This window comes from Vibrio neptunius, assembly GCF_000967495.1.
Taxonomy (GTDB): domain Bacteria; phylum Pseudomonadota; class Gammaproteobacteria; order Enterobacterales; family Vibrionaceae; genus Vibrio; species Vibrio neptunius.
Map to the genome: position 1 here is coordinate 30,692 of NZ_JXXU01000043.1, position 24,092 is coordinate 54,783.

Below are 24,092 nucleotides of genomic sequence, written 5' to 3' on the forward strand. Positions count from 1 at the left end.
TGGTTTTAGGGAAACTCTTTTGAACACCAAGTCACTATCCACCTCAGTTTTTCACGGAGAAGTGCGAGGTGAAATCACATCAGTACAGTAAAGGAATACGGCAAAGAGGCTTTTTTGATGCTTATATTTTCTACTGAGTGCCACTGACATCACGTTTGTTGCCTGAATGATGGGCTGAAGCAATAAAAAGCACCATTTAGTGAAACATGGTACATACTTAAATAAAGCTCCACTTTAAAAGGACTTACAGTGAGGCGTTGGAAAATCTGGTTGATTGTTTACAGCCCAGCTTTGTTGTGGGCGGGGCTGTCGTTAAAAGAGGCGAATTGGTGGGTAGAAAACCTGGTCGCCTACCCAAGTCTGTTTTTAATCGTCTATCTATTGTTTGCACTGATTCTCGCGTTAAGAATGAAGTGGGCACCAAGTGCGATATGTATTGTACTGGCGGGTGCATTTGCCTTGATGGCGCCAAAGTCCAATCAAACGCTAGTTGCACGCTGCACGAACTCCGTCTCAGTAGTACAGTTTAACCTCTACTATGAAAACCCTGACGTTAACGCATTTATTAACTACTTACTCACCAAACCTGCTGATTTAGTTGTGATGCAAGAAGTTGCACCAAACATTGGTGATAAGTTGCAAATGCTTAATGATGTTTATCCTTATTTTTATGGAGGGCAAAAAGGGGTAGGTTACCCTTCAAGTCAGATGATACTAAGTGTTTCCCCGTTAAAAAATATGTCAGTGTTTACAACACCGGATCAACAAAACATCATTCGTGGAACTTGGTATCCTCACAATCAAAGCGCGATGACGCTCATTGTGGCCCATCCCACTTCACCGAGGAACAAAGAGTTGTGGTATCGGCGAAATGCTCTGATCAGGACTATTGAATCCTTGGTCGAACTCTACCCCAGCGATGAGGTAATGATATTGGGGGACTTTAACCTCTCTGCGGTCAGCTTACGTTTTGCAAAACTGTTCCCGACTTTTCAGAAAGCTCCGGTGGCAAGTTGGCCAAATTGGTCAGAGGCTTTTAATACGCCTCCAGTCTCGATGATCGCCATTGATCACTTGTGGCTACAGTCTATGAATTCAGGCAGAAAGATTTGCCAGCGTCAAAGTTCACCTCACCCTACTGGCTCAGACCACTTTCTAATCAAAACCGAGATTGGTTATTGATTATTATTCTCAACTTATTGTGTGAAGGTTTTAGCTAGGTTACCCTCCGATTAACTTAATCAGCCTTTGGATGGTAACTATGGCAAATTTGGCGATTACGGAAATTAAATCCTTTATTCCCAGCAAAGATTTTGAAGTTTCGCAACGATTTTATCAGGCGTTGGGCTTTGAGGTTGCTTCAGTCTTCGGTGACGTTGCTTACATGCGAAAAGAGCACACCGCTTTTCTACTACAGAACTACTATCAAGTTGAACACGCACAAAACACTATGATGCATTTACTGGTAGAGGATGCGATGGGTTGGTTGGGTCATGTTCAGGCGTCCGGTGTCGAAACGGACTTTGAGTGTAAAGTGACAGAGTTGATTGAACAACCGTGGGGCATGTTGGAGTTTTGTTTGATCGATCCTTCTGGCGTGCTGTGGCGAATCGCGCAAAATATCCGTTAATGTAAAAACGCCCCTCATCATCGAGGGGCGTGTGCCTTTAATCCAACGACTTCTTGAACCTTGTCGAGGCGATCAATAGGCCAATCACAGTAAAGCAGGCCAGCCATAATGTGTCGTGCCACATACCGCTTAGGTCAGAGCCACGCAGTACAATACCGCGAATTAGGCGCATAAAGTGTGTGGCGGGTAAAGCTTCAGAAATCCATTGAGCCGCATTGGGCATTGCCTCATAGGGAAACATAAAGCCTGATAGCAAAATGGAAGGCAGCAAGATAAAAACGGTCATCTGCATGGCTTGAAGCTGTGTGGACGCTACGGTCGAGATCACTAAACCAAGAGTAAGGCTTGCGGAGATAAACAACAGCGTCCCTAGAAGGATCTGGCTAATAGCTCCGTTAATCGGTACATCAAAAATGAAGTGACCTAGTCCCAGAATAATGAACACTTGAATCAAGCCGACAAAAATATATGGGATGATTTTAGCGACCATCAGTTCGAACGAGTGGATTGGTGTAGTGATTAATAGTTCCAGATTGCCACGTTCCCTTTCTCTTACAATGGCTGCACTGGTGAAGAGAATCATCGTCATTGTTAAAATGACACCAAGCAAACCCGGCACAATATTCACCGCAGAACGGCGACTTGGGTTGTAGAACAAAGCGACTTCAAAAGTCTTTTGTTGTTCTGGACGGATTTCAAAATCAAAGTCCGTTAACGGCATATTCTGCAGTGCAAGAATCGCTGAACTGATCATAGTATCGGAACCATCGACAACCCATTGCCCTAGCACTCGCCCTTGGGTCATTCGTTGCGTGAGGTCAGATGGAATAATCAGTACAGCACGTATAACACCGTTCTGAATGGCTTGTTCTGCCTGTTCAGCAGTCGGGTATGTAGCTTTGACATCAACCACCTGGGTGACCTTGACGGATTCTGTTATGACGCGTCCGGCAGTGCTCTGACTTTGGTCTACGACACCAATAGGAATATTTCGTACATCGGTGTTAATCGCAAAACCAAATAGCAGCAGCTGAATCAGGGGAATCATCACAACCATGCCAAAGGTGATGCGGTCACGGGAAAGCTGACGGATTTCTTTAAACATGATCGCCTTCATGCGAGCGATTGACTGGATCATTGTCTTCCTTCTCCCGTGACGGTGACAAACACATCTTCTAGGCTCGGTCTGGCTAGATTCATTTCCGCTTCACTGAGCTCAGGAAACTGTTGGCGTAACCATGCAATCGGATCTTGGATATGTTGATGAATCAAAACTCGAAGTCGAATGCCCAATTGCGCGGCAGAGCGCACTTCCTCTCTGGCAAGAAGGGATTCCTTCAGTGCCCGCAAATTGTCTGCTTTGACCTCAACAATATTGACACCCATATCGGCCATTAACTGCTCTGGCTCGCCATCGGCACGAATTCTTCCTGCCTCCATGATGGCCAGTCTGTGGCAACGTTCAGCCTCATCCATGTAATGAGTCGTAACCAGAATCGTGGTTCCTTGGTCTGACAGATCAAAAAGTTGTTCCCAGAATTCGCGGCGGTTTTCAGGGTCAACAGCTGAAGTCGGCTCATCAAGAAACAAGAGCTCAGGCTGATGCATAGTGGCGGCCGCGAGGGAAAGACGTTGTTTCTGGCCGCCACTCATCCCACTGACACGTTGTTTTCGGCGCTGGTCCAAGCCGTAGGTTTTCAACTGTTCGTTGAGACGTTGCTTGAGGTGCTTGGACCCCATACCAAATATTTGACCGATAAACTCTAAGTTTTCCTCGACGGTTAAATCGTCATATAAGGAGAACTTCTGCGTCATATAGCCAATTTTGAGGCGCAGCAGTTCAGACTGGCGTGGTATTTCTAACCCTAGCACATCGACCTCACCTTCACTTGGGCTGAGCAAACCCGTTAGCACTCGGATGGTGGTGGACTTCCCACAGCCGTTTGGTCCAAGAAAGCCGTAAATACTGCCTTTGGGTACATTGAGTGTGATGTCGTTAATGGCGGTGAAATCACCAAACCTCTTGACCACATTTTCTGCTTTAATCGCATATTCCATAGGCACTACTCTCTAGACAAGTCGATTTGTGCTGGGATGCCAGATGGTAGTCGCTGAGCCGAGGATTCAAGGTCAACTTCCGCCAGATACATCAAGCGAGAACGCTCGTCTTCGGTGAGCGCATAATAGGGCGTAAATGAGGGCTCGCTCGCAACCCAACGAACGGTTCCAGAGATTGGGTTTTCAACACCATCTACCGTAACGGAAACGGATTTGCCCGGTATGAAATCAATGCGATGGCTAGCTGGCACATAAACACGCGCATACGGGATGCGGCTTGCTTGTATCACGGCGACCACACCATTGACGGGAACGCGTTCGCCCAAATTGTAAGGTAAGTTATCCAACACCCCATCACGGGTGGCGGTAATGGTGAGCTCGCTAAGCTTCTGTTGCTGGAGAGTCACATCAGCCATAGAAGCCGCGAGTTCGGCTTTTGCTTGTTCGATATCTTCAAGACGTGAGCCAGCTGTCAGCTTGCTAAATTCTTCCTTTGCTGAGTCCAGTTCCGCTTTCGCAGAGTCACGTGCCGCAAGTGCGGTGTCTTTCTCTGATTGGCTGATCAAGCGTTTTTCAACCAACTCTGCTTTTCGGGTGTAATTTTTCTGGGCTTCAGTTAATTGAGCTTCAGCACGTTTAACACGAGCTTGAGAAGCTGCAATGTCTTCTGGGCGTTCACCATTGGTTAATTTGAGTAGGTAAGCTTCTGCTTTGGATTGCTCAGCAACTGCACGGGCGAGTACCGCTTCTTGGCTAGTGGTATCAAGTTGTACCAACACTTCGCCTAGTTTTACTTGTGATCCTTCTGTCGCAGGTAACGCACGGATGATTTCGTTGGCGGTTGCAGTGAAGGTAACACGGTCTCTTTCCAACGTACCAAGTGCTTGAGATGAGTCATCTTGTGTACAGGCAGTTAACAGCGAAATCAGAACAGAACCGATCAAGAACCGTTTCATAAAGTACTCCAAATCAGCAAGTTAAGGTGAAGGTGTCGCTAAGCGGAGCGATACCAATGATTGTCTAAATAGGATATATTCTCGGTTAACTATAGATACAGAAACTTAATTCATACAAAATTAATCTAGTGATTAATTTTGTATGATTTGTTCTTTTTCTTCATGCAGTTATTACAGAGGTTGCAATGGACTTTGAGCAAATGAGTGATCAAGCTCTTTGGGAACTAGCCAATCCAATAATGGACAATTTAATGCAGGCTTCGACAGAGATAAATCATGCGAAACATGTGCAGGATTTTACCCCGCGCTTGCGCGATATCGTAAAGCCGGACTATTTCGAGCGTGTCGTGAAACAGTATCAGTCACAAAAAGGCGTGTTCGCTGACCGAGTTCCGGTAGCACTGTTCAAGCGCCCTGATTCAACCGCCTTTGTCTGGAAGCAAGGTTTTAGTCGAGTTGAAGGAGATTACGTCGCTGAAATGGTCTTGGTTTATCGTGAAGGTAAAATCATGGTGGATCATGTGATGGTGTTTTAACCAAACTCTGACGGCTATCGGCATTGCGGTCCCTCAGATAAGGCTTTAGAATCGCGTCTCCACTAACATAAGCGCATGTTTGAGGAACTATGAACAATGCCCAAGCAATAGTGGCGCATCATGCGAAGCACACGATGTCACCTAAGCGTGAAATTGTCCTTCGCGAGATGTTGTCACTGGCAAAAATGGCATCAATGATTGCTGTCCCATTTTTGCTCATTACTCTGGCTTGGATCTAAACCAGAGCACACAGCACAAGGATGTGTGCTATCGGGTTTATTCGGCAACACCACCTTGAGTCAGCTTCGCCGGATCAAGCAAACGCTCTAGCGTAGTACGATCAAGATCAGTTTCTTCTTCTGCGACGTCAATAATGGCACGTCCTTCTTTGTATGCCTTCTTAGCCACTTCAGCTGCTTTCAAATAGCCAATAACAGGGTTGAGCGCCGTCACCAGAATCGGGTTTTTCGCTAATGCGACTTGAAGGTTGTCTTCACGTACCTTGAAGGTCGCGACCGCTTTGTCTGCCAGAGCCAGCGCGCTGTTGGCTAACAGTTCGATGCTTTCCAGTACATTGTAAGCGATCACAGGCAGCATGACGTTAAGCTGGAAGTTGCCAGATTGGCCGCCTACGGTGATGGTGGTGTCGTTGCCGATCACTTGTGCGGCTGCCATGGCTGCGGCCTCTGGGATCACTGGGTTGACTTTGCCCGGCATAATAGAAGAGCCTGGTTGTAGGCCTTGCAGTTCAATCTCACCCAAGCCAGCCAGTGGGCCGGAATTCATCCAGCGTAGATCGTTCGATATTTTCATAATCGCTACGGCAGCCGTTTTGAGCTGACCGGAAAGAGCAACTAAGGCATCCTGACTGCTCAAGTTATAGAAGAAGTTTTCGCTAGACGTGAATTGTAAACGTGTTGCCTGAGAGAGGTTATCTGCAAAGGCTTGAGCAAATCTTGGATCAGCATTGATACCTGTACCGACAGCGGTACCACCTTGGGCCAAAGCTTTAACGCCAATCAGGCTTTGTTCAATCCCTTGTTTCGCTTGTTCAAGCTGGAACTGCCAGCCGCCAAGTTCTTGATCAAATGTGATTGGCATGGCGTCCATCAGGTGTGTTCTGCCTGTTTTCACAACATGGCCGATTTCACTGCGCTTACTCTGTAGCGTAGTAATGAAGTGATTTAACGCTGGGATAAGCTGTTTTTCTACGGTGAGGGCTGCGCTGACCTGAATCGCTGTTGGCACGACGTCGTTACTGCTTTGACCCATGTTGACATGGTCGTTAGGGTTTACGTCACCACCAAGAATATCACTGGCTAACGTCGCAATCACTTCATTAGCATTCATGTTCGAACTGGTGCCTGAGCCAGTTTGAAAAACGTCAATTGGGAAGTGCTCTAGGTGCTGACCATCAATAATGGTTTGTGCGGCGTCGGCTATCGCATTGGCAATATCACCTTCCATTAGACCCAGTTGAGCATTTGTTAAAGCGGCCGTTTGCTTAACGTAAGCCAGCGCCTGAATAAATGCGCTTGGCATGGTATGTTTGCTGAAATGAAAGTTGTCGACTGCGCGTTGTGTTTGTGCCTGATATAGGGCATTCGCAGGTACTTTCACTTCTCCCATGCTGTCTTTTTCAACACGGAATTCTTGCGGGGCAGAAGATTGAGTCATTGGTTATCCTTTTGAACTTAGTCGTGTGGCGTTTGGATACGCTGCAATTGTTGTTGTAGGTTTAAAAACTTAATATCGCCATCTTCCCATTGGTAGTAGTAGCGTTTTAAACAGAGTAGAGGAGTATGGATTGCGTCGAGGCAAACCCGTCGGAATGTACGGCTTCTCGCAGGATCCTGAATCGCTTCAATCAAATGAAAATACACCTGACGTAGATAAAGTTCACACAGTAGTGGGTTCTCATTCTCCGTACCTTGTTCATACAATGAAGATAAGGTCATCGCCCAGTGTATGTAGTCGTGAATGATATCGGGTTCGAATCCACAAGGTGTGTAACGATCAACAAATCTATCTTGTGCTTTAAAGAAAGCATTATAAAGCGGTTTTTGGCTATCCATACTGACCTCAAAATTTTTGTAATGAGAATTATTATCGCTTTGAGTGTTCGAATCAACCCTGTTTGCTGTATGGATGTCAGACAGTGCGCTGGCGCACAATCAGGTGCTGTTTTCTGATGATATTAGCGGCGATTACTGCGGCGCCTCAAGATAAGAGCAGTGCCGAAAGGAATAAACCGGCGCCATAGGCGGTATGGGTGAATAGGCTTAATGCTCTCGCTAGCCTTGGCTTTGGGGTTTTGCTTGCAGCGATGCCAAATCCAAGACAAGGCTGAACAATGAAGTAAGGGAAGGTTAAGGTTACCAGGCCAGTCAACCAAGCTTTTGTAAATGTTGGAGAGGTAAGCCACGTTTCTCCAGCCCAATAAACATGTCCGATGGCGAAAACTACCCCGATGAGATAGTGCAGTAGCCAACCAAGGGTGTTTTCTCCCCAAACCGATGGCGTGTTCATAATGGTCTTATGTATCCATTTCCCTTTTGGAATCCCAGCTATCCACCTTGCGACTAATCCGTAATTGAGCGGTGGAATGCCCAGAATCAGTCTTTGCATGATTCCCCATGAGTCCATGATGAGGGTTGCGCCGATTCCGATCAGAGTCGCTTGAAGCAAGATATGAGTTTCCATTTGAATATCCTCGTTGTATTCGCTGATGGTTTTGATAGATTGCATCTAGGCTACAACTTGAAGTCGACTTTAAGTCAAGGGTGATTAATATGGATATCGCGGATGTGTCTCGTCGGTCTGGGCTCAAGCCTTCTGCACTCAGATACTATGAGAAACTTGGTCTGATTCGTTCAATTGGCCGCAATGGTTTACGAAGACAATATGCCCCCAGCGTACTGAATAAGCTCAATATCATCTGTCTAGGACGCTTAGCAGGTTTATCGCTTGATGAGATATCAGTTATGTTTGATGACAAGGATGAGTTGTCGATAGACAGGGCTCTGCTCACTCAGAAAACGCATGAAATCGATGCTCAGATTAAAAGACTGCAAGCGGTGCGGGATAGTCTCAACCACGTGGCAAATTGTCCAGAGCGGTCACATCTAGACTGCCCTTCATTTCAAAAAATGATGAAATCGGTAAAACATTACCTGTGACAGTTAAAGTCACCTTAGCTTGCTTAACAGGCTTATCAATCAGCAGATTGCCATAGATAGGCTTACACTAAACACTAGGTCAACAGACTCTAATTAGAACCAATAAGGTCGCACTTTGCTAACCGACAAAAGACTCACATTTGCCAGCGCCAATTTGTTCAATTTCATCGAACCACCCGGTGCGTTTTATGACTTTGAGAATATTTATGATGCTGATGCTTGGCAAGCTAAATGCCAATGGACAAAAAATGCCATTCAGAACCTTGAAGCAGACATAGTGGCACTTCAAGAAGTATTTAGTATTGATGCTGCCTGCCAGTTATTCAAAGAAATGGGCTACTCATATTTTGCCAGTGTAGATAGCCCAAACATAGAAAGTGATTACATCTACTCTCATCCCGTTGTGGCTCTGGCTTCTAAATACCCTATCTCACATGTTGAAGCGGTCACGTTACCGGCATCATCGCTAGCAGGCTATTCAATCTCGCTGCCAGCGTTTAGCCGTCAGCCCGTTTTTGCAGTGGTAGAAGTTCCAGATATTGGTGAAATAGCTGTTTATGTCAGCCACCTAAAATCACAGAGAGCCACCGAAGCGATAGAAGAAGGTGGAGGATACCCGCTGGTGGGTCAATGGCTTTCAAGCCAGCAAAGAGGATGGGAAGCGGTGATGCTGAGATTGGCGATGGAACAACAATACGCGAAGCATCCGATTCCGACTGTTTTGATGGGAGATATGAATCAGTCGATCAGCAGTGACATCACAGGTTTACTGACCAAAACTATCGAAGGCGAATCAGGCCTTAAGCTGCGAGACAGTTGGGACATTTTCGCTATCAAACAGCCTGAGACAGAGCGTCCACCCACACACTATCATTTCGCAAAAGGTAACGTGCTCGACTACATCTTATTGTCGCAGGAGTTTCAGCCCGACTCGCAGTACTCAATGGCCGATGTGACATCCTATTCCACGCTCGACAATCACCTCATAAATCCAAGTTTTGAGCGGGACAAGCAGGCGAGTGATCACGCGTTTGTCTCGGTGACAGTTAGGTTTGTGCTGTGATGTGCTCGACACTAATTGATAGCTATTCATCAAATTTCCAATAATTTCAATAATTAATGTGTTCTTTTAGTGATCGATAGCGTTTCAAGTGTGCAAAAAAATCCCCTCGCAAAAATGCAGAGGGGATTGAATTCGGAACGACTAGGCGTTACTTAGATTTTCTTTGCTGTTCTTTACGGGCAATTTTTTCTTTTCGACGTTGAGCAATCACCTGATCGGCCTCGCCTCCAACGTGTGTTTCGCCGCGTTTGTTAGCGAGTTGAACTTGCTTTTCACGCTCACGGAAGCGCGCTTTTTGCTCATCTGTATGCTTGTCGATACATTTAGGGCAGCTAACGCCTTTTTCAAACGCTTCCGATTCTATGTCTTCCTGAGTAATTGGCAAACGACACGCATTACACATCTCGTAGCCACTTTTCTCTAGCTGGTGGTTTACCGCGACACGGCCATCGAATACGTAGCAATCGCCTTCCCACATGCTTTCTTCTTCAGGCACTTCTTCAAGATACTTCAGGATGCCGCCTTCTAGGTGGTACACCTCTTCGAAGCCTTGTTCCTTCATGTAAGCCGTAGATTTTTCACAACGAATACCACCAGTACAGAACATAGCGACTTTCTTGTGCTTCGCTGGATCCATGTTTTCAGCGACGTACTCAGGGAAGTCACGGAAAGTATCGGTTTTCGGGTTAACGGCATTTTTGAAGGTACCAATTTCGATCTCGTAGTCATTACGTGTATCGACGACGAAAACTTCAGGATCTGAGATCAGCTCATTCCACTCGTCTGGCTTAACGTAAGTACCGACGACATGACGAGGGTCGATGCCTTCTACACCAAGAGTCACGATTTCTTTTTTCAACTTAACCTTGGTACGGTTAAACGGTTGGTTTGCGTCGAATGACTCTTTGTAAACGATATCTGCAAGGCGTGAATCCTGCTTGAACCAGGCGAGAAGAGTGTCGATACCTTCACGGCTAGAAGCGACCGTACCATTGATGCCTTCGCTGGCCAATAAGAGAGTGCCACGGATCTGATGTTGTTCCATCAGCGCTTTTAGCGGCTCACGAAGTTCCACATAATCTTCAAGACGCACAAACTTATAAAGTGCGCATACTACGTAATCTGTCATGTTTTTTCCTTTTAGCGAACTGGAGCGTAAATCCAGAGCTTTGAGTTAAATCGGGCGAAGTATAGCGGAGAGCGCTAGCGACAAATACAGACAGTTTTTAGGGTTAAATTGATGAAGTATGTTTTGTCATATTCTGATGATAAAAGATTGATCTATACCGTTAGCTCAATCCGATTGCCGTCTGGGTCAAAGAAGCAACTTTCGTAGTAGCCGTCACCCGTCGTTCTCGGGCCACTAAGTAACTCGTAGCCATCTGCAACTAAACGTTGAGTCAATTGTTCTACCGCAAGCTCTGAACCAAGCGAAATGGCAATATGGATAAAACCAGTGAATTGGTCATATAGGTCATCTTTTGACTCTGGAATGCTGTCCATTTGCATCAGTTCTAGCCGGCAACCACTGCTAAACGATAGGAAGTAAGAAGAGAAGTTCTTTTCACTGTTATGGTATTTTTTATTGGGCGTTGCGTTGAAATACTTGATATAGAAATCTTTGAGTAACTCTAGCTGTTTGGTCCAGAGCGCAACGTGCTCAATGTTCATAATTGCATCTCAGTTGTTGTATTTGATAGGAAATGCTAATCGTGATCTAGGAAGGAAAAAAGAGATGATTTCTTTCGGTTTTTTTCCTTATTACTGATGATATTGGTTGGGAAGAAGCTATGGATGCGTGACACTTAACTCTGGCGGAGTTGTAGTACAGAAACGAGGATGTGATTGCCGAATGCGTTTTCCCAATTAGTGCTCTAGTTGGGGGCGTTGGAACGAAATAAATCCTCTCATTTTGAATGGGAGGATTTATTATTGTGTTTTATGGCTTAAGGTTTGAGTTTAAGTACCTTATCGATATCTTCCGCGCTGTGGCGTTCTGGAACCTGTTCCCACTCCTCGCCCCATGCACGGTTGACGATACGACCACGCTGGACTGCTTGGCGAGCTTCAATGGCTTCAGCCCAACGCTTAAGGTTTTTATAGCTATCGACGTCAAGAAATTCGCCAGCGTCGTAAATCTTACCCAGCACTAAATTGCCGTACCAAGGCCAGATAGCGATATCCGCAATGCTGTATTCTTCACCAGCGATAAAGGTATGGTTTGCTAGCTGCTTGTCCAACACATCCAGTTGACGTTTCGCTTCCATTGAGAAACGATTGATTGGGTATTCAAACTTCTCTGGCGCGTAGGCGTAGAAATGACCAAAGCCACCGCCTAAGTACGGTGCGGAGCCCTGAAGCCAGAACAGCCAGTTCATGACCTCTGTTTTCGCTGTAACATCTGTTGGTAGGAAATGGCCGAATTTCTCGGCAAGGTAAAGCAAAATATTACCAGATTCGAATACGTTGATTGGTGTGTCACCTGAGCGGTCAACCAATGCTGGGATCTTGGAGTTTGGGTTCACCTCGACAAAGCCAGAACCAAACTGATCTCCGTCGCCAATTTTTATCAAATAAGCGTCATACTCAGCGTCACTAACCCCAAGGGCGAGAAGTTCCTCAAGCATAATTGTCACTTTTTGGCCATTTGGTGTGCCCATAGAATGCAGCTGGATTGGGTGTGAACCAACGGGTAGCGCTTGCTCGTGTCGGGCCCCTGAATCTGGTCGGTTAATGCTGGCCCATTGGCCGCCATTCTCGTCATCCATTTTCCAAACTTTTGGTGGTACGTATTGGTTAGTCATTATGATTCCTTGTCCAAAATTGATATCCGGCACTAGATTAGATGGTGGTGATATGAAGAGATAAAAACCCCTCGTTATCAGATTATTAGAACCTTTGGTTATTGCAAATCGGTTAATTGAATAAGGGGTTGCTAATGGAGGGAGATGGACGGATAAGCAACCCATTGATATTACCCTAGGGGTGGTAAGACTATGCTCGCTTAAGGTGTTCTAGTGCTGAGTGGAGTGAGGGGAGAATATAATGCCCCAATGCTTTTACGTCTTCGCAAGGTTCCACTAGGTCGGGGATTTGGTAGGTGGTCATCTTTGCGGCTACGGCACTCTTTACACCATTATTGGAGTCTTCGAATGCGATACAGTGTTCGGCGTGAGCATTGACTCGATCGGCTGCCAGTAGATAGATCTCTGGGTCGGGCTTGCCGACTGACACTTCGCAGCCGCAAGTCAGGCTGTCAAAGTATGAGTCTAAACCCGCAAGGCGCAGTTTAACTTCTGCGACGTCACGCTGAGTAGAGGTCGCCACAGCGGTTGGAATTTGCTGTTGTTTGAGCCATTCCAAAAGTTCAACAACGCCGTCTTTAACTGGAATAGGTTTGTGTTTGACGATAGCATCGTAGTTGCGACGCCACTCATTGTGGAGTTTGTCGAGGTCATCCCCATAAGCGGCTCGAAAGATCTTTTCTATGCCTGCGGAGTTACGACCGATGATGGAGAGATAAACGTCTTCATAGAAAGGTAGGTTGACGTTCACGCAAGCTTGTTTAAAAACACGCATGCATACACGCTCGGTGTCCAACAGAAGGCCATCCATATCAAAGATAGCGGCTTGAATTTTCATGAGTACAGCATATTAATTAACAGTTCGGGCGCTCATTTTTGCACACTTCTAAATTATAGTAAAAGCGCCGAAAAAAGGTCTGGTATTGACCAGACCTTTACTAGTTGTACTTAGACTATAGCATCCACATTCTTGCTGTGCGGGCCGGAATATTGAATGTATGGTTACGCGATGTGACGACAGTGGTATCTCCAGTTAGCGTATCTTTGTAAGCAAGGTTCCAGTTGAACTCATGTTGATACGTATCCACTGTTATAGACTTTGCTTCGCCACACTTATTGATGCCAACGACGCCCGCTTTACCACGCTTGAAAACCAGCGTGCATTGATCACTGTGCACAACAGTCATTGGTTTACCTTGCATTGAGTTATGGAACTTAAGCATGTTGATCATTGTGGTGTCTTTCCATACGTCAGCCCAGCGACCATTATCTCTATCTTCGCTGTCTGGTAGTTCATCACTATAGATAAGTGGTGTGCCGCCATCTTTACCCAATACGTAGGCATACGCTAACTGCTCATCTTTGGGGTCCATAATTTGATAGCGAAAACCATCGTTGGTGGGAATGTCGTGTGTCACAGTGAAGGTGATGGCACGTGAATTCTCTAAAGCTTGACCGAACGCTTGAGGATCATGGAGTTGGCTTAATCCACCACTGAAAGAGAAAGCGCTGCGAATAGAAGCGAACAGAGGGAAATCGTAAGCGGCATGATCGGTGTTGTTTAAATAGGGTGCTAAAAAGGCTTCATAACCGCTATCGCCCTTACCACCACTGGTAATTACCTCACCGAAAACATGCATTCCAGCAGTAATGTCTGATGTGAAAATCTGATCGATTTGATACTGGCTCATGTGTTTGACGGCATCAATGCGAAACCCCTTGATTCCCATAGACTTGAGGGCATGAAGGTAGTTTTTCTGCTGTGACACAACCCAGTTATTGGGATCTAAATCTGGTAGTCCGGTATCGCCATTGTCACCACAAAGTCGCCAGTACTGTACGTGACCAGGGTCGTTCCAGTTGGTGATACAACCCGCTGGGTGGAAGTCATTGCCAGAAAAAAGATTTTGGCTCAAGTTGCCAAATAAGGTCTGGTTGGCGTAGTAGTGACTTCGTGAAGCGTACTCGTTAAGTACGTCTGAGCCTGGGTAGTTGAGATCGCTGCGCTTTGACGCCTCATTGGCCATATGGTTGAGGACAACATCGGCATAGACTTCGACGCCTTGTGTTTTAAGTGCAGCGATCATGGCTTCTAAGTCTTGTTTATTGCCCAGTGGAGAGTCGATAACACGAAAATCCTGAGGTTGATAGCGTGCCCACCATTTTGTGCCGCTAGATTTCATCGCGGGAGAAATTAGAACCTTTTTGAATCCGTTAGCGGCGATTTGCTGGGCGTTGTTTGTCACATCCGAATATTTCCAGTTGAACGCGTGTAGGATTGCGTCGGCATAGGTCAGTTGCGGTGCGCTGAGCGCAGCAGTGGCAGCGAGTAAAGTTGTTATTTTTTTCATAGGGTGTTTCTCGTTATTGATATTCAGGGCAATGATATTTTTATAAATTGCTATTAATAGTGCTTGAAATGGAAGACTGGATTACGGTCACACTCTGTAGGGGGGCAATTTACAAAATTCCTACAGGGGTAGAATTTTGTGATGAGTTTGGTTATTTTGCGTTCGAATTGGTTGGTAAATGTCCAATTTTCAAGGGTTAAATGACGCCTCGCTGCTGACAGATGATTGTCGTCGTTGCGCAAATCAAAGAATGACGAATAGTGAAAATGATCCGTAATGTTTAGTAGACTGTGTCCCTAATTACAAAATGATAAAGGGAAATGAGAATGAGTCAGCAGAAAGTCGCGTTTATTGGCTTGGGTGTAATGGGCTACCCTATGGCAGGCTACTTAAGTAAAGCGGGATATTCCACCAAAGTGTTTAACCGCACTAAAACCAAAGCAGACAAATGGGCTGAGGAATACCAAGGTGTTGCGTGTGAGACGCCTAAACAAGCGGCTCAGGATTGTGATGTTGTGTTTGTTTGCGTCGGTAATGACGACGACGTACGCAGTGTGATTTACGGTGAAGATGGCGTTCTTGCTGGATTGAAGGCAGGAGCTGTGCTGGTGGACCATACGACAACGTCCGCTGAGCTAGCGGTTGAATTGTCGGCTGCAGCTAAAGAAAACGGCAATCAGTTTATTGATGCGCCAGTTTCTGGTGGTCAAGCGGGCGCTGAGAATGGCGTGTTGACCATTATGTGTGGCGGTGATCAAGTGGTGTTCGAACAAATCTCACCAGTGATGGATGTGTACGCTAAACAAATGACGTTGCTGGGAGAAAATGGCCAGGGTCAACGCTGTAAAATGGTTAACCAAATTTGTATTGGCGGTATTCTGCAGGGGCTTAGCGAAGCGTTGCTACTCGCTCAAAAATCTGGTTTGGATGTAAAACAAGTGGTTGAAACCCTCAAACATGGTGCAGCGGGTTCATGGCAAATGGAAAATCGCGCCGTGACCATGTCACAAGATAAGTTTGATTTTGGTTTTGCTATTGATTGGATGCGCAAAGACTTAGGGTTCTGCCTGAAAGAAGCGGAACGAGCCGGGCTAGATTTACCGTTAACTAAGAAGGTCGATGAGCAATACGCTGAGCTACAACAAGATGGCTATGGGCGTATGGATACTTCTGTTCTGATGAAAGCGGTGGCGAAAAAACAATAAGCGCTGAGTCAAACAATACGCCGATGCGTGCAGGTTAGCGATCGGCGTATGGAATTCAGTACTGATTCAAGCGGGATACTCTATATCAGTAGAAGATGAACAGCTCTTTGGTGTCAAATAACTTAAAGAATTCGAATCCTTTCATAGCCAACTCTCCTCATTTGTAACATCTATGGTTAATGGATTGGTGAAGTCTTATATGAGCTTCATTGCTTAACTGCTGTTACCTATCTAAAACTAGTGCAACCTACAGTTTTTTGCCAAATTGTTGATGAGTTAAACATCTGTCCAGATCAAATCTCTGCTACCCCACGGACTCACAAAAACCGTGGGGCGTTATTGCAAGTTATTGTTTCAAATCGAAGCGGTCAGCGTTCATTACTTTGGTCCAAGCGTCTACGAAGTCGCGGACGAACTTCTCTTTGTTATCATCCTGAGCGTAGACTTCAGCGTAAGCACGTAGGATGGAGTTAGATCCAAATACAAGGTCGACTCGGGTTGCTGTCCATTTTTCTTCACCGCTGCTGCGCTCGACAATAGAGTAGGAGTTACGCCCAGTTGGCTTCCATGTGTATCGCATGTCTGTCAGGTTGATGAAGAAATCGTTCGTCAGTGCACCGACATTATCAGTGAATACACCGTGACTAGACCCAGAGTGGTTGGTTCCAAGCACACGCATACCACCAATCAGAACCGTCATTTCTGGGGCCGTTAAACCCAATAGCTGTGCATGGTCTAACATCAACTCTTCAGGGCTTACCGCATAATGCTGCTTCTGCCAGTTTCGGAATCCGTCAGCGACAGGCTCCAGCACATCAAAGGAATCGACATCTGTTTGGGCAGCACTTGCATCACCACGTCCCGGAGCAAAAGGAACGGAGATGTTTATACCAGCGGCGCGCGCTGCTTGCTCAATGCCAACGTTACCAGCAAGAACTATGGTATCCGCGACACTTACTCCTGACTCAGAGGCGATACCCTCTAGAACCGAAAGGACTTTAGCGAGCTTTTCGGGTTCGTTACCTTGCCAACGATTTTGTGGCGCAAGGCGGATACGAGCACCATTAGCGCCGCCACGTTTGTCTGAGTTACGATAGGTACGGGCGCTGTCCCAAGCGGTTGAAACCATCTCGCTAACGCTTAAACCACTTGCGGCGATTTTAGCTTTGACCGCTGCAACATCGTAATTGCTTTGACCAGCAGGGACAGGATCTTGCCAAGTTAGCTCTTCTGCCGGAACATCTGGGCCGAAGTAGCGGGATTTTGGCCCCATGTCGCGGTGAGTCAGCTTAAACCACGCACGAGCGAAGGTGTCGGAGAAGTAAGCGGGATCCTTGTAGAAGCGTTCTGATATCTTGCGGTATTCAGGATCAATTTTCAGCGCCATATCGGCATCAGTCATGATTGGGTTATGACGAATACTTGCATCTTCGACATCAACAGGTTTGTCTTCCTCTTTGATGTTGTCTGGTTCCCACTGCCATGCACCCGCTGGACTCTTTTGCAAAGACCAGTCATAGCTGAACAGCAGATGGAAGAAACCGTTATCCCATTGAGTTGGATGGGTTGTCCACGCACCTTCCAACCCACTGGTCACAGTGTCACGGCCAATACCACGAGAGGTATGGTTGTTCCATCCAAGACCTTGTTCATCTAGCTCTGCACGCTCTGGTTCGGCACCCAGTTTATCGGCGTCTCCATTACCATGTGCTTTACCCACGGTGTGGCCACCAGCGGTCAGTGCGACAGTTTCTTCATCGTTCATTCCCATACGTTCAAAAGTGACACGCATGTCCTGAGCCGTTTTTAGTGGGTCTGGTTTACCATCAACACCTTCAGGGTTTACGTAGATTAAGCCCATCATGACAGCGGCAAGCGGGTTTTCTAAGTCACGCTCACCCGAATAGCGACTGTTTTCACCACCGCTCTCTGCTAGCCATTCTGTTTCTGCGCCCCAGTAGATGTCTTTTTCTGGGTGCCAGATGTCTTCGCGACCAAATGCAAAGCCGAAGGTTTTCAAGCCCATGGATTCATAAGCCATGTTGCCAGCTAGGATCATCAGATCAGCCCAACTGATTTTATTGCCATATTTCTGTTTAATAGGCCAAAGCAAGCGACGAGCTTTGTCTAGGTTTGCATTGTCAGGCCAAGAGTTCAGAGGAGCAAAGCGTTGGTTACCGGTATCCGCACCACCGCGACCATCGCCAGTACGATAAGAGCCTGCAGAGTGCCATGCCATCCGAATCATTAAGCCACCGTAATGGCCCCAGTCTGCTGGCCACCAGTCCTGACTATCAGTCATCAGAGCTTTAACATCATTCTTTAAGGCTTCAACATCGAGCTTTTTAAGCTCTTCACGATAGTTAAAGTCTAGGCCCATTGGATTCGATTTCTGGTCGTGCTGATGCAAGATGTCGAGGTTGAGGGCGTTTGGCCACCAAGCTACGTTAGATGAGTCTGAAGAAGTTGCACCGCCATGCATGACAGGACATTTACCGCCAGTATTCACGTTTTTGTGTTCCATGATTTGCTCCTTTAGTATCGCTTATTCACGGTCACCACTTTGATGTTTCTTATATCGGTGACCATCGAATCATTGGTTAGCCAGTTAAAACCAAGGACGTTTTCTATCGGTCTAGCGTCTGATTGAATATCCGTCATTGGAATGACTTGATAGCATTGAGGATAGATGGCGAGAGAGCTTTTATAAAACTGGTTGTGGCTATGTTATTGATAGACGTTTTCTATCTCATGCATACCGATGGCGTAAGAGGCAAAATATCACGGAAATTTAAAAAGGGAGGCAGGGCTGCCAGCGAAGATTGGCAACCCTGTACACGAGTAATTAGCTGAACTTTATTTCAAGCTGTTCGGCGGTCTGCCAACTATCGTGGCTGGCAAGTTGTGAGGCATACTGGGCAATATTGGTGTAGCGCTCAAGTAAGCCAAAGTTCGTCAGAATATCAACAATAAATGACATCATAATATCCGCACCAGTGAGTTTTTCGGCGACTAGGTAACGCTTGCCTTGCAAACGCTGGTCGACATAACTCATCACTTTGTGCAACTCGACTTCAGCATAGTCAGGTAGGAAGTTCATTTGAGCGCCATCTTTAGAAACGAAGACCTTTAGTAGTAACGGTAGAGCAGCAGAGCTTTCTGCAAAGTGCAGCCACTGCAGGTAGTCGAGGTGGTCATCAGAGCCTTTGGCTGGCGCAAGCTTCTCTGGCGCATACTTATCGATAAGATATTCAGTGATTGCGCCAGACTCTGCAATGACCCGGCCATCTTCTTCAATCACCGGAGATTTACCCAGTGGGTGGATAGATTTAAGCTCTGGTGGCGCGAGAAAGGTCACGCTGTCGCGGTGATAAGGTACGATGTCATAATCGATGCCTAGCTCTTCTAACAACCAGATAATACGTTTGGAGCGAGACTGGTTAAGGTGATGTAGTTTAATCATGCTGACCTCTGCTTATAGTGGACGGTTAGTTTTTACAACCAGTTTGCCAAAGTTTCTACCTTCCAGAAGGCCGATGAATGCTTCTGGCGCATTGTCAAACCCTTCCACTAAATGTTCACGATAATGAATTTTTCCTTCCGCAAGCCATTGGCTCATGTCGGTTGCAAACTCTTCATAACGATGAGCGTAATCATCAAAAATAATGAAACCCTGCATTTTGATTCGCTTGATCAGCAACTGCCCCATCAGCATTGACATTCTGTCAGGGCCTTGAGGGAGCGATGTTGCGTTGTATTGAGAAATCAAGCCACACAGTGGAATACGCGCTCCAGTGTTGAGAAGGGGCATCACAGCGTCAAACACTTTACCGCCAACATTCTCAAAGTAAACGTCGATACCTTGCTCACACGCTGTTGCTAACTGTTGTGCAAAATCTTCCGCTTTATGATCGATACACTCATCAAAGCCTAATTGTTCTACCGCATAACGACACTTTTCCTCGCCACCGGCAACGCCAATTACACGACAACCTTTTAGTTTGCCTATCTGTCCGACCATAGAACCTACCGCACCTGTTGCAGCTGCGACTACTAAGGTTTCGCCAGCTTTTGGTTGGCCGATATCCAGTAAGCCCATATAAGCGGTGAAGCCCGGCATACCCATTACACCGAGTGCATAAGAGGGGTGAGTTGGGCTCATGCCCATTTTAATCAGGCCTTCACCATTTGAAATGCCATAATCTTGCCAGCCAGTGAAAGCTAATACCCATTCACCAACTTGGTAGTCTGGATGATTGGAGGTTTCTACCTGACACACTGTGCCACCGACCATGACATCGTCGATATCAACAGGATCCGCGTAGGATTTTGCATCGTTCATGCGGCCACGCATGTAGGGGTCAAGTGACAGATAGACGCTTCTTAGCAGCAATTCACCTTGAGCAGGCGTAGGCTTTTCTGTTTCTTCTAAGCGGAAGTTTTCGCTAACAGGTGCGCCTACAGGGCGTGAAGCAAGAACAATGCGGCGGTTTACGTTGTTAGTCATTGCGTTTCCTATTATTAGACCAGTCGTCTAGTTTGGATTTCAAAAAATTCCCGTTGATTTGTTGAATCAAACGGGAATATGTTACTTAAGCGCTAAGTAGAGAGTGAGTGCTCTCTAAACTACGTTCAAGATGTGCTTGATCCTGAACCAGTTTGTTGAGAAGGCTAGCACCAAGCCATTGTTGGTAAAGCTGGGTCGCAACTTGCTGCGCATCCAATGCTTTTATCGAACCGTCTTCGATACCGGATTCTATGCACTGAGCAATGGAATCAATGACTTGTCCCGCACCGCTTGCAAGAGTGATTCGCATCGGCTCAGACAAGTCAGAAACCTCGGCACTAAGCTTAACCACCAGACATCGGTTCGCATTACAGACACCATTTTCTACTTCTAGCCAGCGGGAGAAGTACCCCATTATACGTTGATAGCCAGTCCCTTGCTCTGCATGAAAAATCACATTGATGCGAGCTAGGTAATTTCTGAAATAATCTTCAATCAGTGCCTCACCAAATAGCTCTTTGGATTTGAAATAGTGATAGAAGGAGCCTTTTGGCACATCGGCTGTTTTAAGCAGTTCAGATAAACCGACGGCGGTGAAACCTTTGTTCACCACTAATTCGTAACCCACATTGAGAATATGTTGGCGAGTGTCGTTTGTTTTTTCGTTCATGGGCGAACTATAAAACAAATTAGACCAGTCGTCTAGAAAGATTTTATAGGATGAATTACCGCGCTGTTGAAGGTTAAGCCGCATACTAAAGAAGAACGGCGAGAGTTGGACAGAGTGAAAATGACTCACACAATTACTAACTAAATAAGTTCCCTTCGAATGATGGAAAAACGCCGAATGGACGTAAAAAGTCAAACGATATTGTTTAGTGATATTACTATTAAAGATAGGTAAATGTAGAAGGTCTTTGACTCTATGCAATGAAGTTATTGCTGATAGTTTCATTAAACTTTCGTATTGAGTCATCGCTTTGTATGAAGGAGAGAGGATGAAGTGGTTGCGTTTAGGAACGATCATTCTTGCTCTAGCGGCCGTAAAACCTTGTTTGGCAAGGCCAGTTGATTTGGTCACACTGGAATATCCTCCCTACATAGAAATGCAGGGACAACAGATATCAGGCGTTGCGGTTGAATTAGTCAGGTATGTATTTCACCAGCTTGAAACTCCCGTCAACATTAGGGTACTACCATGGGCAAGAGCACTGACACTTGTGAAGCGTGGTCGGGCTGATGGCATATTTACCGCATTCAAAAATCCTGAGCGCGAGAAATTTGCCGATTTTAGTCAGAATGTGCTCTTCGTCCAAAACATCAGTTTGATGGCGCTCAAAGGCAGTGACTACAAACCTGCGGAAATTTTAGCGGGTGATGTATCCAAAATCGCTTTGTGTGTCGTCAATGGTGTGAGTTATGGAAAACGGATGGACGCGAAGATTAAGGAAGGTCGCTTTCGGCTGGTTTTCCAGAGAAACAACACCTCAGAATGTGCCCACCTTGTACGTACTAAACGCGCTGATATCTGGGTGAACAATGAATTTGGAGCCCGAAGCATTCTGGTTAGAGAAGGGTTGGATAGTGATATTGATATTTTATCGCCTCCCGTTGAAGCAACACCCAGCTACATTGCGTTCTCTAAAGACCGCAGCCATTCTGAGTTACTCGAGCGCTTTGATCAAGTACTGTTCGATATGAAGCAAGATGGACGTTACGAAGCCCTCATCTATGATTACTTTGAGAACATGAGAGTTAAATGAGAGGCTCTCTTTTCATGTAGATAAAAGCGTTGTCTTCGCCAGTGATATAAAACCCGAAGCGCTCATATAGCCTACCAACCTGATTTCCTTGTAAGTAGCACAGTTGGATAGACTTACGTTGTGCGTCGGCAAGCTCAATACAGTATTGCAGGATTTTGCTTCCCATTCCATTGCCGTGGTATTGGGTGAGCAGGAAGAAACGACAAAAGTAAAAGTGTTCTCCTTTGTCTTGCAGCAAAAAGCTGCCAACGGGTTGACCGTTAACAGTCACTATGGAGGGCTGGTCTTCTTGCCACTCTTCAAGGTGAATACGTTGTTGCACTTGTTCATTCCAACCGAATACTGCTTTTATCGCGTCGTATTCTGCATTCTTTTTGAGAGAGAATAAGAAGTCGAAATCGCCCGGTGTAGCCGGGCGAAAATCAAAGTCGATCATGCATCAACCAGTTCATAAGTGATCAAGAAAAGCTCGTCGGTGTTGGGGTAGATTTCCCGAATCAGCTGTTTAAGTTTTGGTAGCTCAATCGCTTCTTGCTCAGCGTGAAACTCGTTGATATCGTCAAAGTGAAGGGGTTCTACCGCTAGAATCTTCACCTCACATACTTTCTCATCTTTCTCCAACGTGAAGACTTCAACCTGAGTACCTGGCACGTAATGAGCTTCTGATTCATCACGAATGGTAATGGTTTTTTTACCACAAGTGATCAGTGGAGTCAGAAACTCAAAAAAGAGAATTTTGGTCGGTGCGATCATTGGGAATCCTTGTTTTGACGCTTGTGTTTAGGTACGTAGTTTAAAATGGAAATAGGCACAGGTTTACGCGGCTCAAATCCTTCAACGTCACGACGTTCAATCAGATGGCCGAGGCGGCTTTCGATCATGCACAAATTCTTGAAGTTATCTTTAGATACAAAGGATATGGCCTCGCCTTGTGCATCCGCACGACCTGTTCGACCAATACGATGTACGTATTCATCAGCAGGGAAAGGCAGATCGTAGTTAATAACACGAGTCAGGCCTTCAATGTCAATACCACGAGCGCCGACACCTGTGGCGATCATGTATTGGATTTTGCCCGCTTTAAAATCTTCGAGTAGCTGAGAACGTACGGCTTGGCTACGACCGCTGTGAAACGCTTCGGCTTCAATACCGCGCTTTTCCAATTGTTGAGCCAGTTTGGCTGCGCCGTGTTTCGTTTCGATAAAGATCAGAGCCTGATCCCAATTGTTTTCTTTGATTAGGTGGCTGAGGAGGGCGGACTTCTTGTCTTTATCGACCGTAATTAGCCACTGTTCGATATTCTTTTTCGACGCTTGATTGGCTGAGATTGAAATTTCGTATGGATCGTGTACCGCTGTTTTCGCTAGGTCTCGAACTTTATTCGATAGAGTGGCGGAGAACAGCAAGTGCTGAATATCGGTTGGCAGTCGGTCAAGGATTTTGTTGATGTCGTCAATAAACCCCATATCGAGCATACGGTCGGCTTCATCCAGTACCAACATTTCAACTTCCTCAAAATGTACGGCGCGTTTGCCATACATATCGATCAGTCGACCGGGTGTCGCGACCAGAATATCTACTCCTTCAATTAGGGCTTGTTTCTGAGCCTGTTCATCCACACCGCCGTACATCGCGAGTGACGTAAGAGCGAGGTGTTGGCCGTAGTCTCGAATTTTTTCTTCAACCTGTACAGCCAACTCACGTGTTGGCGTGAGAATCAAACCACGAATACGTTTCTTACGCTGAGTTTCGCCCTGACTCAATTTTTCCAGCATTGGCAGCACAAAGCTAGCGGTTTTACCTGTACCTGTTTGTGCGGCTGCAATTAAATCTTCGCCACGCAGAACCACGGGAATGGCTTTGGTCTGAATCGTTGTCGGTTTGTCGTAACCCAGTTGCTGAATGGCGTCGGTTATTGGTTGGCTTAAGCCGAGCTTAGAGAATGGCATCGATACACTCTGAATCTAAATAGTGAAGCGGGAGAAACCCGGTATGTGGCGCAGAGTTTAACATGAATACGCCCACACGGGATCGTTACCT

General features: G+C 46.1%; 27 protein-coding genes. 8 read left to right on the top strand and 19 right to left on the bottom strand.

Annotated features, from left to right (window positions below; genetic code table 11):
* Positions 1–249: 249 nt before the first annotated feature.
* Both TW84_RS14570 and TW84_RS14575 read left to right on the top strand, forming a co-directional pair.
* Positions 250–1,182 carry an endonuclease/exonuclease/phosphatase family protein gene (locus TW84_RS14570; protein ID WP_045976358.1) on the top strand — a complete coding sequence of 311 codons (933 nt, stop codon included), beginning with the start codon at positions 250–252 and terminating at the stop codon, positions 1,180–1,182.
* 79 nt (positions 1,183–1,261) lie between these two features.
* Positions 1,262–1,630 carry a VOC family protein gene (locus tag TW84_RS14575; protein WP_045976359.1) on the top strand — a complete coding sequence of 123 codons (369 nt, stop codon included), beginning with the start codon at positions 1,262–1,264 and terminating at the stop codon, positions 1,628–1,630.
* 37 nt (positions 1,631–1,667) lie between these two features.
* On the opposite strand, the gene TW84_RS14580 is transcribed toward TW84_RS14575, so the two are convergent.
* The 3 genes from TW84_RS14580 to TW84_RS14590 are packed head-to-tail and all read right to left on the bottom strand — an operon-like array spanning position 1,668 to position 4,644.
* Positions 1,668–2,768 (bottom strand): ABC transporter permease, encoded by a 1,101-nt coding sequence (locus TW84_RS14580; RefSeq protein ID WP_045976360.1) that lies wholly within the window; start codon positions 2,766–2,768, stop codon positions 1,668–1,670.
* Positions 2,765–3,688 (bottom strand): ABC transporter ATP-binding protein, encoded by a 924-nt coding sequence (locus TW84_RS14585; RefSeq protein ID WP_045976361.1) that lies wholly within the window; start codon positions 3,686–3,688, stop codon positions 2,765–2,767. The genes TW84_RS14580 and TW84_RS14585 overlap by 4 nt, the downstream gene beginning before the upstream one ends.
* A 5-nt stretch (positions 3,689–3,693) precedes the next feature.
* Positions 3,694–4,644 carry an HlyD family secretion protein gene (locus TW84_RS14590; RefSeq protein WP_045976362.1) on the bottom strand — a complete coding sequence of 317 codons (951 nt, stop codon included), beginning with the start codon at positions 4,642–4,644 and terminating at the stop codon, positions 3,694–3,696.
* A gap of 185 nt (positions 4,645–4,829) precedes the next feature.
* Between TW84_RS14590 and TW84_RS14595 the strand changes: the two genes are divergently transcribed.
* Both TW84_RS14595 and TW84_RS24895 read left to right on the top strand, forming a co-directional pair.
* Positions 4,830–5,180 (top strand): hypothetical protein, encoded by a 351-nt coding sequence (locus TW84_RS14595; protein ID WP_045976363.1) that lies wholly within the window; start codon positions 4,830–4,832, stop codon positions 5,178–5,180.
* 89 nt (positions 5,181–5,269) lie between these two features.
* Entirely contained in the window at positions 5,270–5,419 is a 150-nt protein-coding gene (locus tag TW84_RS24895; protein WP_045976364.1) for a hypothetical protein, read from the top strand.
* Between the two features lie 37 nt (positions 5,420–5,456).
* Here TW84_RS24895 and TW84_RS14605 read toward each other — a convergent pair whose 3' ends face one another.
* From TW84_RS14605 to TW84_RS14615, 3 genes are all read right to left on the bottom strand, one after another.
* The gene (locus tag TW84_RS14605; RefSeq protein ID WP_045976365.1) at positions 5,457–6,857 is read right to left on the bottom strand and encodes a class II fumarate hydratase; all 1,401 of its coding nucleotides are present in this window, start codon (positions 6,855–6,857) and stop codon (positions 5,457–5,459) included.
* A 17-nt stretch (positions 6,858–6,874) separates the two neighbouring features.
* Positions 6,875–7,255 (bottom strand): hypothetical protein, encoded by a 381-nt coding sequence (locus TW84_RS14610; RefSeq protein ID WP_045976366.1) that lies wholly within the window; start codon positions 7,253–7,255, stop codon positions 6,875–6,877.
* Between the two features lie 145 nt (positions 7,256–7,400).
* Complete coding sequence (locus tag TW84_RS14615; RefSeq protein WP_338061755.1) at positions 7,401–7,928, bottom strand: DUF2938 domain-containing protein; 528 nt, start codon at positions 7,926–7,928, stop codon at positions 7,401–7,403.
* 44 nt (positions 7,929–7,972) lie between these two features.
* Here TW84_RS14615 and TW84_RS14620 point away from each other — a divergent pair, with 44 nt between their 5' ends.
* Both TW84_RS14620 and TW84_RS14625 read left to right on the top strand, forming a co-directional pair.
* Positions 7,973–8,359, top strand: coding sequence for a helix-turn-helix domain-containing protein (locus TW84_RS14620; RefSeq protein WP_045976368.1), 387 nt, complete (start codon positions 7,973–7,975; stop codon positions 8,357–8,359).
* Between the two features lie 115 nt (positions 8,360–8,474).
* Positions 8,475–9,422: an endonuclease/exonuclease/phosphatase family protein gene (locus TW84_RS14625; protein ID WP_045976369.1), complete on the top strand. Its 948-nt coding sequence runs from the start codon at positions 8,475–8,477 to the stop codon at positions 9,420–9,422.
* Positions 9,423–9,570: 148 nt separating this feature from the next.
* On the opposite strand, the gene trhO is transcribed toward TW84_RS14625, so the two are convergent.
* From trhO to TW84_RS14650, 5 genes are all read right to left on the bottom strand, one after another.
* A complete protein-coding gene (gene trhO / locus TW84_RS14630) occupies positions 9,571–10,551 on the bottom strand; it encodes an oxygen-dependent tRNA uridine(34) hydroxylase TrhO (RefSeq protein ID WP_045976370.1) in 981 nt (326 codons plus the stop codon).
* 152 nt (positions 10,552–10,703) lie between these two features.
* Positions 10,704–11,093, bottom strand: a complete 390-nt coding sequence (locus TW84_RS14635) for a VOC family protein (RefSeq protein WP_045976371.1) — start codon at positions 11,091–11,093, stop codon at positions 10,704–10,706.
* A gap of 275 nt (positions 11,094–11,368) precedes the next feature.
* On the bottom strand, positions 11,369–12,226 hold the full coding sequence (yghU, locus tag TW84_RS14640; protein ID WP_045976372.1) for a glutathione-dependent disulfide-bond oxidoreductase: 858 nt from the start codon (positions 12,224–12,226) through the stop codon (positions 11,369–11,371).
* A 190-nt stretch (positions 12,227–12,416) separates the two neighbouring features.
* Positions 12,417–13,064, bottom strand: coding sequence for an HAD family hydrolase (locus TW84_RS14645; protein ID WP_045976373.1), 648 nt, complete (start codon positions 13,062–13,064; stop codon positions 12,417–12,419).
* A gap of 115 nt (positions 13,065–13,179) precedes the next feature.
* Complete coding sequence (locus TW84_RS14650) at positions 13,180–14,577, bottom strand: alpha-amylase family protein (protein WP_045976374.1); 1,398 nt, start codon at positions 14,575–14,577, stop codon at positions 13,180–13,182.
* Positions 14,578–14,903: 326 nt separating this feature from the next.
* Between TW84_RS14650 and TW84_RS14655 the strand changes: the two genes are divergently transcribed.
* Positions 14,904–15,782: an NAD(P)-dependent oxidoreductase gene (locus tag TW84_RS14655; protein WP_045976375.1), complete on the top strand. Its 879-nt coding sequence runs from the start codon at positions 14,904–14,906 to the stop codon at positions 15,780–15,782.
* A gap of 346 nt (positions 15,783–16,128) precedes the next feature.
* Here the strand turns inward: TW84_RS14655 and katG are convergent, their stop codons facing one another.
* The 5 genes from katG to TW84_RS14680 form a co-directional block, all read right to left on the bottom strand.
* On the bottom strand, positions 16,129–18,306 hold the full coding sequence (katG, locus tag TW84_RS14660) for a catalase/peroxidase HPI (RefSeq protein ID WP_045976376.1): 2,178 nt from the start codon (positions 18,304–18,306) through the stop codon (positions 16,129–16,131).
* 11 nt (positions 18,307–18,317) lie between these two features.
* The gene (locus TW84_RS25195) at positions 18,318–18,443 is read right to left on the bottom strand and encodes a hypothetical protein (protein ID WP_275041674.1); all 126 of its coding nucleotides are present in this window, start codon (positions 18,441–18,443) and stop codon (positions 18,318–18,320) included.
* Between the two features lie 184 nt (positions 18,444–18,627).
* A complete protein-coding gene (locus TW84_RS14670; RefSeq protein WP_045976378.1) occupies positions 18,628–19,245 on the bottom strand; it encodes a glutathione S-transferase family protein in 618 nt (205 codons plus the stop codon).
* A gap of 12 nt (positions 19,246–19,257) precedes the next feature.
* Positions 19,258–20,289, bottom strand: a complete 1,032-nt coding sequence (locus TW84_RS14675) for an NADP-dependent oxidoreductase (RefSeq protein ID WP_045976379.1) — start codon at positions 20,287–20,289, stop codon at positions 19,258–19,260.
* 85 nt (positions 20,290–20,374) lie between these two features.
* The gene (locus TW84_RS14680; RefSeq protein ID WP_045976380.1) at positions 20,375–20,959 is read right to left on the bottom strand and encodes a TetR/AcrR family transcriptional regulator; all 585 of its coding nucleotides are present in this window, start codon (positions 20,957–20,959) and stop codon (positions 20,375–20,377) included.
* A gap of 328 nt (positions 20,960–21,287) precedes the next feature.
* Between TW84_RS14680 and TW84_RS14685 the strand changes: the two genes are divergently transcribed.
* On the top strand, positions 21,288–22,052 hold the full coding sequence (locus TW84_RS14685; protein ID WP_045976381.1) for a substrate-binding periplasmic protein: 765 nt from the start codon (positions 21,288–21,290) through the stop codon (positions 22,050–22,052).
* Here the strand turns inward: TW84_RS14685 and TW84_RS14690 are convergent.
* Genes TW84_RS14690 through TW84_RS14700 form a run of 3 tightly spaced genes read right to left on the bottom strand, consistent with a single transcriptional unit; the run spans position 22,045 to position 24,001 of the window.
* Positions 22,045–22,485, bottom strand: a complete 441-nt coding sequence (locus tag TW84_RS14690) for a GNAT family N-acetyltransferase (RefSeq protein ID WP_205622497.1) — start codon at positions 22,483–22,485, stop codon at positions 22,045–22,047. The two genes, TW84_RS14685 and TW84_RS14690, sit on opposite strands and share 8 nt — an antisense overlap.
* A complete protein-coding gene (yqfB, locus tag TW84_RS14695) occupies positions 22,485–22,805 on the bottom strand; it encodes a N(4)-acetylcytidine aminohydrolase (RefSeq protein WP_045976383.1) in 321 nt (106 codons plus the stop codon). The genes TW84_RS14690 and yqfB overlap by 1 nt, the downstream gene beginning before the upstream one ends.
* Complete coding sequence (locus TW84_RS14700; RefSeq protein ID WP_045976384.1) at positions 22,802–24,001, bottom strand: DEAD/DEAH box helicase; 1,200 nt, start codon at positions 23,999–24,001, stop codon at positions 22,802–22,804. The genes yqfB and TW84_RS14700 overlap by 4 nt, the downstream gene beginning before the upstream one ends.
* Positions 24,002–24,092 lie beyond the last annotated feature (91 nt).